Annotated in this window: 10 protein-coding genes and 1 tRNA gene; 8 read left to right on the top strand and 3 right to left on the bottom strand. The window is 72.1% G+C overall.

Annotated features, from left to right (window positions below):
* Positions 1 to 45: 45 nt before the first annotated feature.
* Positions 46 to 1,047, bottom strand: coding sequence for a DUF1259 domain-containing protein (locus ABD269_RS01045; RefSeq protein WP_344115061.1), 1,002 nt, complete (start codon positions 1,045 to 1,047; stop codon positions 46 to 48).
* Positions 1,048 to 1,294: 247 nt separating this feature from the next.
* Here ABD269_RS01045 and ABD269_RS01040 point away from each other — a divergent pair, with 247 nt between their 5' ends.
* On the top strand, positions 1,295 to 2,494 hold the full coding sequence (locus tag ABD269_RS01040; RefSeq protein WP_301887342.1) for a cytochrome P450: 1,200 nt from the start codon (positions 1,295 to 1,297) through the stop codon (positions 2,492 to 2,494).
* 114 nt (positions 2,495 to 2,608) lie between these two features.
* On the opposite strand, the gene ABD269_RS01035 is transcribed toward ABD269_RS01040, so the two are convergent.
* Positions 2,609 to 2,681 (bottom strand) — tRNA-Arg (locus ABD269_RS01035).
* A 303-nt stretch (positions 2,682 to 2,984) separates the two neighbouring features.
* Here ABD269_RS01035 and ABD269_RS01030 point away from each other — a divergent pair.
* The 7 genes from ABD269_RS01030 (at position 2,985) to ABD269_RS01000 (ending at position 12,686) form a co-directional block, all read left to right on the top strand.
* On the top strand, positions 2,985 to 4,715 hold the full coding sequence (locus tag ABD269_RS01030; protein ID WP_344115409.1) for a dynamin family protein: 1,731 nt from the start codon (positions 2,985 to 2,987) through the stop codon (positions 4,713 to 4,715).
* Positions 4,716 to 4,969: 254 nt separating this feature from the next.
* Entirely contained in the window at positions 4,970 to 7,168 is a 2,199-nt protein-coding gene (locus tag ABD269_RS01025) for a YfjP family GTPase (RefSeq protein ID WP_344115406.1), read from the top strand.
* Between the two features lie 182 nt (positions 7,169 to 7,350).
* Positions 7,351 to 7,908 (top strand): single-stranded DNA-binding protein, encoded by a 558-nt coding sequence (locus ABD269_RS01020; RefSeq protein WP_344115058.1) that lies wholly within the window; start codon positions 7,351 to 7,353, stop codon positions 7,906 to 7,908.
* Between the two features lie 305 nt (positions 7,909 to 8,213).
* The gene (locus ABD269_RS01015) at positions 8,214 to 9,584 is read left to right on the top strand and encodes a Cys-Gln thioester bond-forming surface protein (RefSeq protein WP_344115056.1); all 1,371 of its coding nucleotides are present in this window, start codon (positions 8,214 to 8,216) and stop codon (positions 9,582 to 9,584) included.
* A 206-nt stretch (positions 9,585 to 9,790) separates the two neighbouring features.
* Entirely contained in the window at positions 9,791 to 11,455 is a 1,665-nt protein-coding gene (gene ettA, locus ABD269_RS01010; RefSeq protein WP_301887345.1) for an energy-dependent translational throttle protein EttA, read from the top strand.
* 2 nt (positions 11,456 to 11,457) lie between these two features.
* On the top strand, positions 11,458 to 11,913 hold the full coding sequence (locus tag ABD269_RS01005; protein ID WP_344115054.1) for an acyl-CoA thioesterase: 456 nt from the start codon (positions 11,458 to 11,460) through the stop codon (positions 11,911 to 11,913).
* On the top strand, positions 11,910 to 12,686 hold the full coding sequence (locus tag ABD269_RS01000) for a DUF8010 domain-containing protein (RefSeq protein WP_344115052.1): 777 nt from the start codon (positions 11,910 to 11,912) through the stop codon (positions 12,684 to 12,686). The genes ABD269_RS01005 and ABD269_RS01000 overlap by 4 nt, the downstream gene beginning before the upstream one ends.
* A 30-nt stretch (positions 12,687 to 12,716) precedes the next feature.
* Here the strand turns inward: ABD269_RS01000 and ABD269_RS00995 are convergent, their stop codons facing one another.
* Positions 12,717 to 13,121: a globin gene (locus tag ABD269_RS00995; protein WP_301887348.1), complete on the bottom strand. Its 405-nt coding sequence runs from the start codon at positions 13,119 to 13,121 to the stop codon at positions 12,717 to 12,719.
* Between the last annotated feature and the right edge of the window lie 112 nt (positions 13,122 to 13,233).

Raw genomic sequence — 13,233 nt, 5'->3', positions numbered from 1 at the left:
CCCGCGGTCACTCCGGCCGGCCGACGAGCCCATGGGCTCAGGGGCTCAGGGGAACGTCCGGACGTTGGTGAGGTCCACCGCCGTCCGCAGGGCCTTCGCGAGCCGGACGGCGTCGTCCACCCCCCAGACGTGGGCGAAGAACAGCCGCGGTTCGTCCCGCAGTCCGTGGTTGTGCAGGTCGACGACCTCGATCCCACCGCGGGTCAGGGTCTTCAGCACGCGCTGGACCTCGTCGGCCACCATCACGAAGTCGCCGTTGAGGGCCGCCCGGCCGCCGCCCAGGGACTGGAAGTTGAAGGCGGAGATCGCGCCGAGACCCGGCGGCAGGACGTGCCCGCCGTCGACGATCGTCTCCCGGCGGGCGAAGACGCACTTGTAGACCCCGTCGTAGTGGGACCCCTTGGCGCCCAGCGCGGCGTCCATGCCGTCGGTGTCCAGGTCGATCGCCGGCGGACCGTGCGGCCGGGGCGGCGGGGTGCCGGTGCGGTCCATCGCCGCACGCATGCCACGGGCCAGGGCCACCGGGTCGTGGCCGTGGCCGTGCACATGGGTCCACCACATGTCGGGGCTCTGCGCGAGCAGGTGCTTGTGGATCGCCGTCTGCTCGATCCCGTGCCGCTGCAGGGCCTTGGTCACGTGCTGGAGCTCCGCCTCGGCGACGGCGAGGTCGCCCATCATCATCGTGCTGCCGTCGGCGTAGCGGACGAAGGCCACGTGCGAGCCGAGGGCGAGGCCGGAGGAGACGGTGATGCCGCGGGAGACCACGTGGAGATCGTGGCGCGGGTAGTCGGTGTGGTAGACCAAGCCGCGCGCCATGCTGCCCGGCCGGCCCAGTACGTCGGCGATGTCCTTCCAGTCCGCCTCGGTGGTGGGCAGGGGCTTGACCGTCGTGACGCCGCCCTCGCTGCCGGTGGCGGGCTCGGCGTGGGCCGCGGCGACGGTGCCCGCCAGGGCCGGCACGGACACGAGCGCGCCGGCGGCCAGCAGCCGCCGCCTCGACATGGGCCGCCGGGCCTGACCGTCCGGCTGCGGGTCTCCACTGACCATATGAGCACCTCCGTGATCAGATCGAATCACGAGTGCGCGAAGGCGTCGTGAGCACAGGAGCGGACGGGTGACGGGGTGCCGCGCGTGGTCATCGCGGCCCCGCAAGCGCGTTCCGTACCCCTATCACCTGTTCGGGCTAATTCGAGTACTTCGTTACATGCGTTCGGGGGACCATGGGCATGTACGCCCTCACCGGCCCGTTTCCCGGCCGGACACCTGGCGCAAGCACCCGTCTGGAGCACCTGCGATGGAATCCGACGTTTGGACATGCCCTTTCGACTTCGCCCAGGCCCTCGAGTTCGACCCCATGCTCAAGCGGCTGCTCACGGATGAACCCGTCGCCCGCATCCGCATGCCCTATGGGGAGGGCGAAGCATGGCTCGTCACCCGCTATGAAGACGTCCGCACCGTCACCACCGACCGGCGCTTCAGCCGCAGCGCGGTCGTCGGCCGCGACTATCCCCGGATGACGCCCGAGCCGATCATCCAGGCCGAGGCCATCAATGTGATGGACCCGCCGGCCAGCAGCAGGCTGCGCAGCCTGATCGCCAAGGGCTTCGCGCCGCGCCACGTGGACCGGATGCGCGTGCGCACCCAGCACGTCGTGGACGACCTGCTTGACCGCATGAAGGAGCACGGCACCCCCGCCGACCTCGTCGAGCACATGGCCTCGCCGCTGCCCATGACGACGATCTGCGAGGTCCTCGACATCCCCGAGGCCGACCGCACCCAACTGCGCCGCAACGCCTGGACGATGATGGGCGTCGGCGCGAGCGGCCGGGAGGCGGCCGTCAAGGCCAAGGCCGAGCTCCGCGCCTATTTCGACACGCTGACCGCCCAGCGGCGCGCGGACCCCGGCGACGACCTGATCAGCACGCTGGCCCTCGCCCGCGACGGCGACGAGATCCTCAACGACGAGGAGCTCTCGGTGATGGCCATGGTCCTGCTCATCACCGGCCAGGACACCACCTCGTACGAGCTGGGCAACATCTCCTACACCCTGCTCACCCGGCCCGAGGTGGCCTCCGTGCTGCGCGAGCGCCCCGAGCGGCTGCCGCAGGTGATGGAGGAGCTGCTGCGGTTCATCCCCTTCCGCAAGGGCGTCGGCATCCCGCGCGTCGCCCTGGAGGACGTGACGCTCAGCGGCGTCACGATCAAGGCCGGCGACATGGTCCACGTCTCGTACCTGACGGCCAACCGCGACGAGCGGAAGTTCGAGCACTCCGACGAACTCGACCTGGACCGCAAGGCCCCGCCCCACATGACCTTCGGCTGGGGCTCCCACCACTGCCTCGGCGCCCCCCTGGCCGCGATGGAACTCCAAGTGGCCCTGGGCACCCTCCTGCAGCGCTTCCCGGACCTGACCCTCGCGGTCCCGAAGGAAGAGGTCCCCTGGAACACGACCTCGATCTGGCGCTATCCGACGTCACTGCCGGTGGTGTGGTGAGTCGGCGACCGGCCGCCCCACCGCTTACGCCCCCACTACGCCACCCCCGCTAACGTCCCCGGAACCAGCGAAAACGCCCCTCCCGACGGGGAGGGGCGTGCGGTGTAAACGGAGCGCCCCCGGCAGGACTCGAACCTGCGGCCAAGCGCTTAGAAGGCGCCTGCTCTATCCACTGAGCTACGGGGGCCGGTGTACGGCGGTCGCGGACGGGTGAAGCCCCAGGCTCGGTGGTGCCGTGACCTTGCCGGGGACAAGGATAGGGCTCCGCTCGCCCCGTCCCGGTTGCTTCACCTCCGTGACACGATGTGCAGGTTTGGTGAAGCGGTCCTGATAATCGCAGGCAGGTACGAATCTTGCACCGTTTTTCACGCCTCAGGCGTCGGGTGTTGTGTACTCGTTATGCCTGAGTCCCATTCGCCACGCCTCGCGCGCCAGGGGCTATACGCTTCAAAATCACACCAGAATTGGGCATTCTGCACGTGTGGCGACCTTGGACGTACGGCCCCGACTGCTCGACGCGCTGTCCGCACTGCGTGACCGTGTCGACGCCGCACGCTTCCCGCTCCCCCTTCCCGGCGCCGCCCGCGCCCGTCGAAACCGTGCCGAACTCCTGGCGCAACTCGATGACTACTTGGTGCCCCGGCTGTGCGCCCCCGAAGCGCCGCTGCTGGCGGTCGTCGGGGGGTCCACCGGAGCGGGCAAGTCCACTCTCGTCAACTCCTTGGTGGGCCGTCGGGTCACTGCGGCGGGGGTCCTACGGCCGACGACCCGCACGCCAGTGCTGGTCTGCCACCCGGACGACCACCACTGGTTCGCCGGGCAGCGGGTGCTGCCGGAGCTGCGCAGGATGTGGGTCCCGGCCCAGGAGATCACCGCGTACGAACCGTGCGACCTGAGGCAGATGCGGGAGCTGCTGGGGACCCATGAACTGCTCCATCCGCGCGAGCTGCTGGAGCCGCACGCCGCGCGGAAGCCGCACGCCCCGGACGGGCGCGACGCGGCCGGCGAGGAGGAGGACGCCCGGGGCGAGGACCCCGGCGAGCTCCCCGCGCTGCGGATCGAGACGGACCGGAGCCTTCCGCTCGGACTCGCCCTGCTCGACGCCCCCGACATCGACTCCCTCGTCGCCCGCAACCGCGACCTCGCCGCCGAGCTGATCTGCGCCGCCGACATCTGGGTACTCGTCACCACCGCCACCCGGTACGCCGATGCGGTGCCGTGGCACCTGCTGCGCACGGCGAAGGAGTACGACGTCACCCTCGTCACCGTGCTCGACCGGGTGCCGCACCAGGTCGCCGCCGAGGTGTCCCGGCACTACGGCGCGCTGCTGGCGGCGGCGGGGCTCGGCGACGTGCCGCGGTTCACCATCCCCGAGCTGCCGGAGTCCGCGGGCGGCGGAAACGGACTGCTGCCCTCCACGGCCGTCGCGGGGTTGCGCGCCTGGCTCGACCAGCGGGCGCAGGATCCGGCGGCGCACGTCGTCGCGTCCGCCCGCACGGTCGCGGGGCTGCTGGCCTCGCTGGGGTCCCGGCTGCCCGGTCTCGCGGGGGCGGCCGCGGTGCAGCACGCCGCGGCCGTACGGCTGCTCCAGCGGGTGGAGGACGCGTACGGGCGGGCGGGCGAGCGGGTGCGGGAGGAGGTCGCCGCGGGCGAGGTGCTCGCCGGTGACGCGCTCACGCACTGGCGCGGCCACCCGCACGACAGCACCGCGGACGAACTGCTCACCGCCCTCACCAGTTCGCTGGCGGCGGTGCTGAGCTGCTCCGTCGCGGCCGCCGACGAGGAGATCGCCGCCGCGTGCGTGGGCGACCCGGCGGCCGGCACCGTGCTCGCGCCGCGCGATCCGGACGGGGCGATCGGCCGGATCGGTGTGGCCGTGCGCCGCTGGCGCCGCTGCCTGGAGGAGGTCGCGGAGGAGGCGGTACGGGCTGCCGAGCGCAGCACGGGCCTCGACGCGGACCGGGCCGCCGCCCTGGTCGCCGTATCGCTGCTGGGCGGCCGGCGGGCCCGTACGGCGGGGGAGATCCTCGCCGGGACGCTCGGGCCCCAGGGCGTGCTGCGGCTGCGCGACCGGGGCGCGCAACTGCTGGCCGACTGCCTGGAGCGGGTGCTCGAAGGGGAGCGCGACCGCCGGACCGCGCCCCTCGAAGCGCTCGACATCACCCCCGACCATCAGGTCGAACTCATCGCCGCGCTGTCCGTGCTCCAGAAGGAGAGGTGACCGCCGTGTCCACGTCCGACAGTCGTGAGGAACGGAACGAGAAGCCTGTCCCCGAGACCCCGCGCGGCACTTGGGACGACGGGCTGATCGCGCGCCGCGCCCGCCCGGGGCGCGTTCCCCGCTCGCACGCCGCCCCGGAGAGCGCGGGCGCCGGGCGCGCGGTCCAGGAGGAGGCCGGCGCTCCACATGGGCGTACGAATGCCCCTGAGCGCTCTCTGTACGCGCCAGAGCCTGCCTCCACGCCCCCGGTCGGCATGCTCCTGCGGCCTCGCCTGGACGCCCTGCGGGAGCTCGTGGGGCTGTCGCGGGCAAGGCTCGACCGGCGGACGCTCGCGGAGGCGGGGCGGGTGCTGGAGGAGGCCGCGGCACGGCAGCGGCACCCGCTGGACCTGACGGTCGTGGCGATCGCCGGGGCGACGGGCAGCGGCAAGTCGACCCTCTTCAACGCCCTGGCCCGGACGCAGCTTTCGGAGGCCGGGGTGCGCCGGCCGACGACGGCCGTGCCGATCGCGTGCGCGTGGACGGAGCGGACGGACGGCGCGGAGGCGCTGCTGGACCGGCTCGGCATCCCGGCTCGGGCGCGCCGGCAGCCGGTTCGCCCGTACGACCCGGGCATGCACGGGCTCGTCCTGCTGGACCTGCCCGACCACGACTCCGCGACGGCCGGCCACCGCGAGCAGGTGGACCGGATGCTGCGGCTGGTGGACGCGGTGATCTGGGTGGTGGACCCGGAGAAGTACGCGGACGCGGTGCTGCACGAGCGCTATCTGCGGCCGCTGGCGGGCTACGCAGAGGTCACGTTCGTCGTGCTCAACCAGGTCGACCGGCTGTCGGAGGACGCCGCCGACCAGGTGCTGGACGACCTGAGGCGGCTGCTGGACGAGGACGGGCTGGCCCTCGGCGAACACGGCGAGCCGGGCGCCGTCGTGCTGGCCCTCTCGGCGCTCACGGGGGCCGGGGTGGGCGAACTGCGCGAGACCCTGGCCCAGTTCACGGCCGGCCGGAACGTCGCCGAGCGGCGGCTGGTCGCCGATGTGGACGGCGTCTCCGCGCGGCTGCGGCCCGCCTATGTGGCCAAGGGGCGGCCCGGGCTGACGGAGGCGGCGAGGCAGGAGTTCGAGGACCGGCTGGCGGAGGCGGTGGGCGCCCAGGCGGCCGGCCTCGCGGCGGAGCGCGCGTGGCTGCGCGACGCGGAGCGCGCCTGCGGGACGTCCTGGACGCTGGCGCGCCGCTGGTACGGATGGCAGCGGGGGGCACGGAAGGCGGTACGCGCGAAGGGGAGCGTGAAAGCAAGCACGACCGGGCGTACGGGCGGGCTTGCGAGCGGGAGTGCGGTCGACATTCCCCCGCCCCCCACTGCCGCCGACGCCCTCGGGATCCTCGCCCGGCCTGCCTCCTCGCCGTGCCGCACGGTGTCCCGGCCCCTGGTGGAACAGGCGGTACGGGCCCTGGCGTACGAGGCGTCCGCCGGGCTGCCCGACCCCTGGGCCCAGGCAGTACGGGAGGCCGCGTGCCGCGGCGCCGAGGGGCTCGCGGACGCCCTGGACGAGGCGGCCTCGGCGGCAGCGGCCATGGCGATCCGCTGGACCGGACGGACGGGCGTGGGCCTGCGCGCCCGCGGACCGCGTACGAGCGTCGGGGGCCGCCATGCCAAGGGCGGCGGGCCCGCCACGGGGACGAGCGAGCCGTGCACGGGGACGAGGGGCGCGGGGACGGCGGGTGCGCCGGTGAGCGGGAGCGGTGGCCAAGAGCGAGGGGTGGGAGTGACGGGCGGATCTGCTGCCTCCGGATCCGCGGCTTCCGGGCCTGTGGCTTCCGGTCCTGTGGTCCCCAGGCCCCCGGGAACGGACGGTACGGACGGTGCCGGTGGTCCGCGCGGGGCGGTCGCCGTGGCCGACGTCTCGGGTGATGTTGCCGATCAGCGCCCCACCTCAGGGGATGCCGCTGGTCGGCGCGCTCGCCCGCGCTTCGCCCGCCCGCGTCTCGCGGTGGGCCGGAGGTTCATGAAGCGCTCCGGAAGCAAGGGTTCCAGGGGTCGGAGCGGCCCGCGTACGGGGTCCGGGCGGCTGAGCGCCTGGCGCACACGCGGGGGCGCGCGCCCGGCGCGCCCCGGCTGGTGGACGGTGGCGGGAACCCTGCAAGGAGCGCTCCTCGGGCTGCAACTGGCGGGGACCGTGTGGCTGATGGGCCTGACGGCGGATGTGTTCGGGGGCGAGTGGTGGGCCCCCGGGCTCCTGCTGACGGGCGGTGGCGTGGGCGGTCCGGTCCTCACCTGGTGCTGCCGGATGCTGGCGCGGGGGCCGGCGCGACGCTACGGCCTGGAGACGGAGCGGCGCCTGCGGAGCGCGGCGGCGGGGTGTGGGCGGGAGCGCGTCCTGGAGCCTGTGGCGGCGGAGTTGCTGCGGTACCGGGAGGTGCGGGCGCAGTTCGTGATCGCGGCGGGCGGGGCGTGAGGGACTGACGTTGCCGCGGGCCGGCGAGCGTGTGCGCACATCGATCGGTTCCGGCCCCTGACCCTCGCGAGTGACGGACTTTTCCACAAAGTGCCCGCCGTCCACAGCCCTCAGCGGGCTTGCGCGAGCAGGGGCAGCATGGGTCTCGGCGCAAGGCCAACGCAACGGGGGAGGCGGCTCGGATGAACGAGACATTGGTGACGGTCGTGGGAAACGTCGCGACGCAGCCGGACTACAGGGAGGCGACGAACGGCTCGGCCGTCTCACGGTTCCGGCTCGCGGCGACGGTGCGCCGCTGGGACCGCGGCAGGGAGGAGTGGTCGGACGCCTACACGAGCTTCTACACCGTGCGCGCCTGGCGCACGCTGGCCGCGAATGTCGTGGCCTCCGTCACGATCGGCGAACCGGTCATCGTGCAGGGAAAGTTGAGGATCCAGGACCAGGAGCGCGACGGAAAGCGGTGGCTGTCGGCGGAGATTGACGCCGTGTCGATCGGCCACGACCTCACCCGCGGCACGTCTGCCTTCCGCAGGGTCTCACCGGCCAGACCGCTGCCGGTCGAGCTGGTGCGGATGGCGGGAGCAAGAGCGGACGCAATGGCTCCGCCGGGGGCGGAACCGGGGATGAAAGGGGTCGCTCCGGACCACCCGCCGGCAGTGGCGGGAGCCGGGGGAGCGGGAGCGGTGAGCGCGGGAGCTGTCGGCGCCACCGAGGTCGCGGTCTGGGCAACGCCCCTGTGAAATGGGCCTTTTGTCCCGCAGATTTATCGATAATGCCAGGTCAGGCAGCGTTCTCCGGTAACGATTCCGATTCGGATCGCTTGAGCGGAGCCCTCGGTGGGGATGCTGTCGCGCTCGCTCCTTAAGATCACGTTCGCAGCACGTGGCAACGGGGGCTTCTGAGTTTTGAGTTCACTGACGAGGCGCATCGACTCGATCTGCGCGCGCCCGGAAGGAAATTGATGACTTCTGTCAAGAGGCGGGGAGCTGCCCGCCTTGCCGCAGCGGCCTTGGTGTCGGGTCTGGCTGCGGTAGGCACGATAGTCGTGGCGGGCCCCGCCGCCGCGGAGGACGCGCCGCAGAACCAGGGCGGCGTCAGCGCCACCCTCGGCAGGATCACGGCCGGATCGGGAGCCGTCGTCCACGACCGGCGGAAGACCGGCGACATGCAGGCGGGCCTGTTCGAGATGAAGGTCGACGGCGGTGGCTCGCTCCAGACGTACTGCGTCGACATACTCACCAACACCGTGGACGGCGCGAAGTACAAAGAGGTCGGCTGGGGCGAGTCGCCCCTCCACGGCAACAGGAACGCGGGCAGGATCCGCTGGATCCTCCAGCACTCCTACCCGCAGGTGAACGACCTCGCCGCGCTCGCCAAGGACGCCGACTCGGGCCCGCTCGACGCGAACACCGCCGCCGCGGGCACCCAGGTCGCGATCTGGCGTTACTCCGACGGCGTCCAGGTCGACGCCAAGGACGCCGCGGCCGAGAAACTCGCCGACTACCTCTACAAGAACGCCCAGGACGCCGACGAGCCCGCCGCGTCCCTGTCCCTGACCCCGTCGGCGGTCTCCGGCAAGTCCGGCGGACGGCTCGGCCCGGTCACCGTCCGCACCAGCGCGAGCAGTGTCACCGTCACCCCGGCCGGTGACGCCGACGCCAAGGGCGTGAAGATCGTCGACAAGGAGGGCAAGCCGGTCACCTCCACCGTCGACGGGGGTGAGCTCTATTTCGACGTGCGGCCCGGCGCGCGTGACGGCTCCCTGTCCCTGAGGGCCGCGGCGGCCACCAAGGCGCCGGTCGGCCGGGTCTTCATCGGCGACCACACCACCACGCAGAGCCAGATCCTGGCCGGCTCCAGCGAGAGCACCGTCTCCGCCACGGCCACCGCGACCTGGGCGGAGAAGGGCGCCATACCGGCGCTGACCGCCAGGAAGAACTGTGCCAAGGGCGGGGTGGACCTCACCGCCGACAACAAGGGCGACGCCCCGTTCGTCTTCGACCTCGACGGGACCCGGCACACCGTCCCCGCCGGCCGGTCCGAGACGACCTTCGTGAAGGTGGCCGAGGACCAGGCGTACAGGTTCACGATCAAGGGTCCCAACGGCTTCTCCAGGACGTTCTCCGGGATATTGGACTGCATGACCGCCGAGAGCCGTGCCGCGGCCGCCACCGACGGCGGCACGGCGGCGGGCGCGGGCACCGGCACGAAGGCCGAGCGCGCGTCCCGCATGCGCCCGGCGTCGGTGGGCGGCACCGGGAAGGGCGTGGTCAACGCCTCCGCCGAGGGTGATCTCGCCGAGACGGGCGGCAACCACACCGACCCCACGTTCACCGGCGTGGCGATCGCGCTGATCGTCGTCGGCAGCGGAGCGGTCTACCTCCTCCGCAGGCAGAAGGCGGCCTCCGGGGAGTGACCCCGGTCACGGTGTGCGGGCGGGAGCCCGCCTGCCCGCACACCCCCTGGCACACCGCCTGCGACACCGCCCCGCACACCACTGGCCGCGCGAGGCTGTGACCAACCCGTTTCCGCCGAGGGCTACCAGTCCGGCATGATGGGGTGTATCTGCCCTCACGCGGCGGAGCCGCACATTGGCCCTTCTCGATTGCCGGACGGTTTATCTTGGCTGAGTTCATTTACACCATGCGCAAGACGCGCAAGGCGCACGGCGACAAGCTCATCCTCGATGACGTGACGCTGAACTTCCTGCCCGGCGCGAAGATCGGTGTCGTGGGGCCCAACGGTGCCGGTAAGTCCACGGTGCTCAAGATCATGGCCGGCCTGGAGCAGCCCTCCAACGGTGACGCGTTCCTCTCCCCGGGGTACACCGTCGGCATCCTCATGCAGGAGCCGAAGCTCGACGAGTCCAAGACCGTCCTGGAGAACGTCGAGGACGGCGTCGCGGAGATCAAGGGGAAGCTCAACCGCTTCAACGAGATCGCCGAGCTGATGGCGACGGACTACTCCGACGCGCTGCTCGAGGAGATGGGCAAGCTCCAGGAGGACCTGGACCACGCCAACGCCTGGGACCTCGACGCCCAGCTCGAGCAGGCCATGGACGCCCTGGGCTGCCCCCCCGGCGACTGGCCGGTCGTCAACCTCTCCGGTGGCGAGAAGCGCCGCGTCGCGCTCTGCAAGCTGCTGCTCGAGGCCCCCGACCTGCTGCTCCTCGACGAGCCCACCAACCACCTCGACGCCGAGTCGGTGAACTGGCTGGAGCAGCACCTCTCGAAGTACGCGGGCGCCGTTGTCGCCGTCACCCACGACCGCTACTTCCTCAACAACGTCGCCGAGTGGATCCTGGAGCTCGACCGCGGCCGGGCGCACCCGTACGAGGGCAACTACTCGACCTACCTCGAGAAGAAGGCCACCCGCCTCAAGGTGGAGGGGCAGAAGGACGCGAAGCGCGCCAAGCGCCTCAAGGAGGAGCTGGAGTGGGTCCGCTCCAACGCCAAGGGCCGGCAGACCAAGTCCAAGGCCCGTCTCGCTCGCTATGAGGAGATGGCGGCCGAGGCCGACAAGATGCGGAAGCTGGACTTCGAGGAGATCCAGATCCCGCCGGGCCCGCGCCTGGGCTCCATCGTCGTCGAGGTCAACAACCTCTCCAAGAGCTTCGGCGACAAGGTGCTCGTCGACGACCTCTCGTTCACGCTGCCGCGCAACGGCATCGTGGGCATCATCGGCCCGAACGGCGCCGGCAAGACGACCCTGTTCAAGATGATCCAGGGCCTGGAGACTCCGGACTCCGGCTCGATCAAGGTCGGCGAGACCGTCAAGATCTCCTACGTCGACCAGGGCCGCGCCAACATCGACCCCAAGAAGACGCTGTGGGCCGTCGTCTCCGACGAGCTGGACTACATCAACGTCGGCCAGGTCGAGATGCCGTCCCGCGCGTACGTCAGCGCCTTCGGCTTCAAGGGCCCGGACCAGCAGAAGCCCGCCGGTGTCCTCTCCGGTGGTGAGCGCAACCGTCTGAACCTGGCGCTGACGCTCAAGGAGGGCGGCAACCTGCTGCTCCTCGACGAGCCGACGAACGACCTCGACGTCGAGACCCTCTCCTCGCTCGAGAACGCGCTGCTGGAGTTCCCCGGGGCGGCCGTGGTCATCTCGCACGACCGCTGGTTCCTGGACCGGGTCGCCACGCACATCCTCGCCTACGAGGGCAACTCCAAGTGGTACTGGTTCGAGGGCAACTTCGAGTCGTACGAGAAGAACAAGATCGAGCGGCTCGGCGCGGACGCGACCCGTCCGCACCGTGCCACCTACAAGAAGCTCACCCGGGGCTGACCGTGGCCCGTCACGTGTACTCGTGCCCCCTGCGCTGGTCGGACATGGACGCCTTCGGCCATGTGAACAACGCGGTCTTCATCCGCTACCTCGAAGAGGCACGGATCGACTTCATGTTCCGGCTGGCGCCGGGGGAGGGGAGCGCGTCCTTCACGGGCGGCTCCGTCGTGGCCCGGCACGAGATCGACTATCTGCGTCCCCTGGTGCACCGGCATGCTCCGGTGACCATCGAGACGTGGGTGACGAAGCTGGGCGCGGCGTCCCTGACCGTCGCCTATGAGGTCAAGGACGAGGACCGGGTGTACGTGAAGGCCACCACCGTCGTCGTGCCGTACGACTTCCAGGCGGGCCGCCCGCGGCGGATCACCGCCGAGGAGCGGGCCTTCCTGGAGGAGTACCGGGACGACGAGGGGCAGGCCGACGGCCGTCCCGCCGCGAAGGGGGCCGTCGCCGCATGACGGCGCACCCCGTTCCGTACGGGCAGCGGCTGTGCTTCGCCGATGCCGGGGAGGCGGCCGACCTGGCCGGCTTCCTGGCCCGGCTGATCCACTACGACCGGGCCGCCGCGGTCCGGCTCCAGGCGAGCGGCGGGGTGCTGGGCGTCTTCGGCCGCCCGCCGTCCTTCGAGGTCCTCGCCATCCGCACCGCGCGGCTGGCCGAGCCCGCGGAGGGTGCGGGGCGGACCGTGCTGGACACCACGGTCTCCGCAGGTCAGCTCGCCGACGCCCTGGACGCCGCGGGCGCCGCGACCCCCGGCTCCGGGCCGGTCGTGGTCGTCCCCGAGGCCGTTACCGGGCCGCCGTGGGCCGGTGTGCTGCCGCCGCGCAGCGGCTGGCAGCGCGTCGAGGGCCTGCCCGGCGTGGAGGCCGTGCGGGGCGCCGTGGCCGCCGCCGTCACCGAGTTCCGCACCCGGGACGAGGCCCTGCCCGAGCCGCAGCGCACGCGCGTCGAGCGCGACCGCATCGGCCGGGAGATCTGGTCCCGCACCCTGGGTGCCACGGCGCTGCCGCTGCGCGCGGTGCACGCCGCGCAGTCGCTGGGCTTCCTGCGGCCCGTACGGACCGGGGCGGCCGCCGGGCCCGCCGCGGGCCGGGCCGGTGCCGCGCTCGCCCTCGGCCCCGAGCCGCTGACGCTCTTCGCCGCGGGAGGCTGGCTGCGCCTGCGCACCCCGTACGGCTCGATCGCCGTCCGCACGGGCGGCCTCCAGGGCCTGACGGTCACCCCCGCCTGAGGTGCCGGGGCGCCGGGAGCGGCGCCCCGCTCACCCCTCGGTGTTGATCATCGAGCCCGCGGCGTAGGTCAGATACCTCCACAGCTGCTCGGTGTGCTCGGGCGCGAGCTCCAGCTCATCCACCGCGTCCCGCATGTGTCGCAGCCACGCGTCGTGCGCGGCGCGGTTCACCTCGAAAGGCGCGTGCCGCATCCGCAGCCGCGGGTGGCCGCGGTTGTCGCTGTACGTACGGGGGCCGCCCCAGTACTGGATGAGGAAGAGCACCAGGCGCTCCTCGGCCGGGCCGAGGTCCTCCTCCGGGTACATCGGCCGCAGCAGCGGGTCCTCGGCCACCCCCTGGTAGAAGCGGTGGACCAGGCGCCGGAAGGTCTCCTCGCCGCCCACCTGCTCGTAAAACGTCTGCTCCTGCAGTGTGCCGCGCGGAATCTCATTCACCCCTCCATGGTCTCAGACCACACGGCCGAGGACGGGGGAAGTAGGACCATCGCACCTTCCGGCGCACCGTCGACGGGCGACGCCGCGGCATCGCCCCAGGCCCGGCGGCGGC

It is taken from the genome of Streptomyces blastmyceticus (genome assembly GCF_039521185.1).
Taxonomy (GTDB): domain Bacteria; phylum Actinomycetota; class Actinomycetes; order Streptomycetales; family Streptomycetaceae; genus Streptomyces; species Streptomyces blastmyceticus.
This window is presented reverse-complemented; position numbering and strand designations above follow the sequence as displayed.

Coding starts and splice junctions, on each gene's coding strand:
- ABD269_RS01045 (WP_344115061.1), bottom strand. CDS start 1,047: ATGGTCAGTGGAGACCCGCAGCCGGACGGTCAGGCCCGGCGGCCCATG.
- ABD269_RS01025 (WP_344115406.1), top strand. CDS start 4,970: ATGCTCCTGCGGCCTCGCCTGGACGCCCTGCGGGAGCTCGTGGGGCTG.
- ABD269_RS01020 (WP_344115058.1), top strand. CDS start 7,351: ATGAACGAGACATTGGTGACGGTCGTGGGAAACGTCGCGACGCAGCCG.
- ABD269_RS01000 (WP_344115052.1), top strand. CDS start 11,910: ATGACGGCGCACCCCGTTCCGTACGGGCAGCGGCTGTGCTTCGCCGAT.
- ABD269_RS01040 (WP_301887342.1), top strand. CDS start 1,295: ATGGAATCCGACGTTTGGACATGCCCTTTCGACTTCGCCCAGGCCCTC.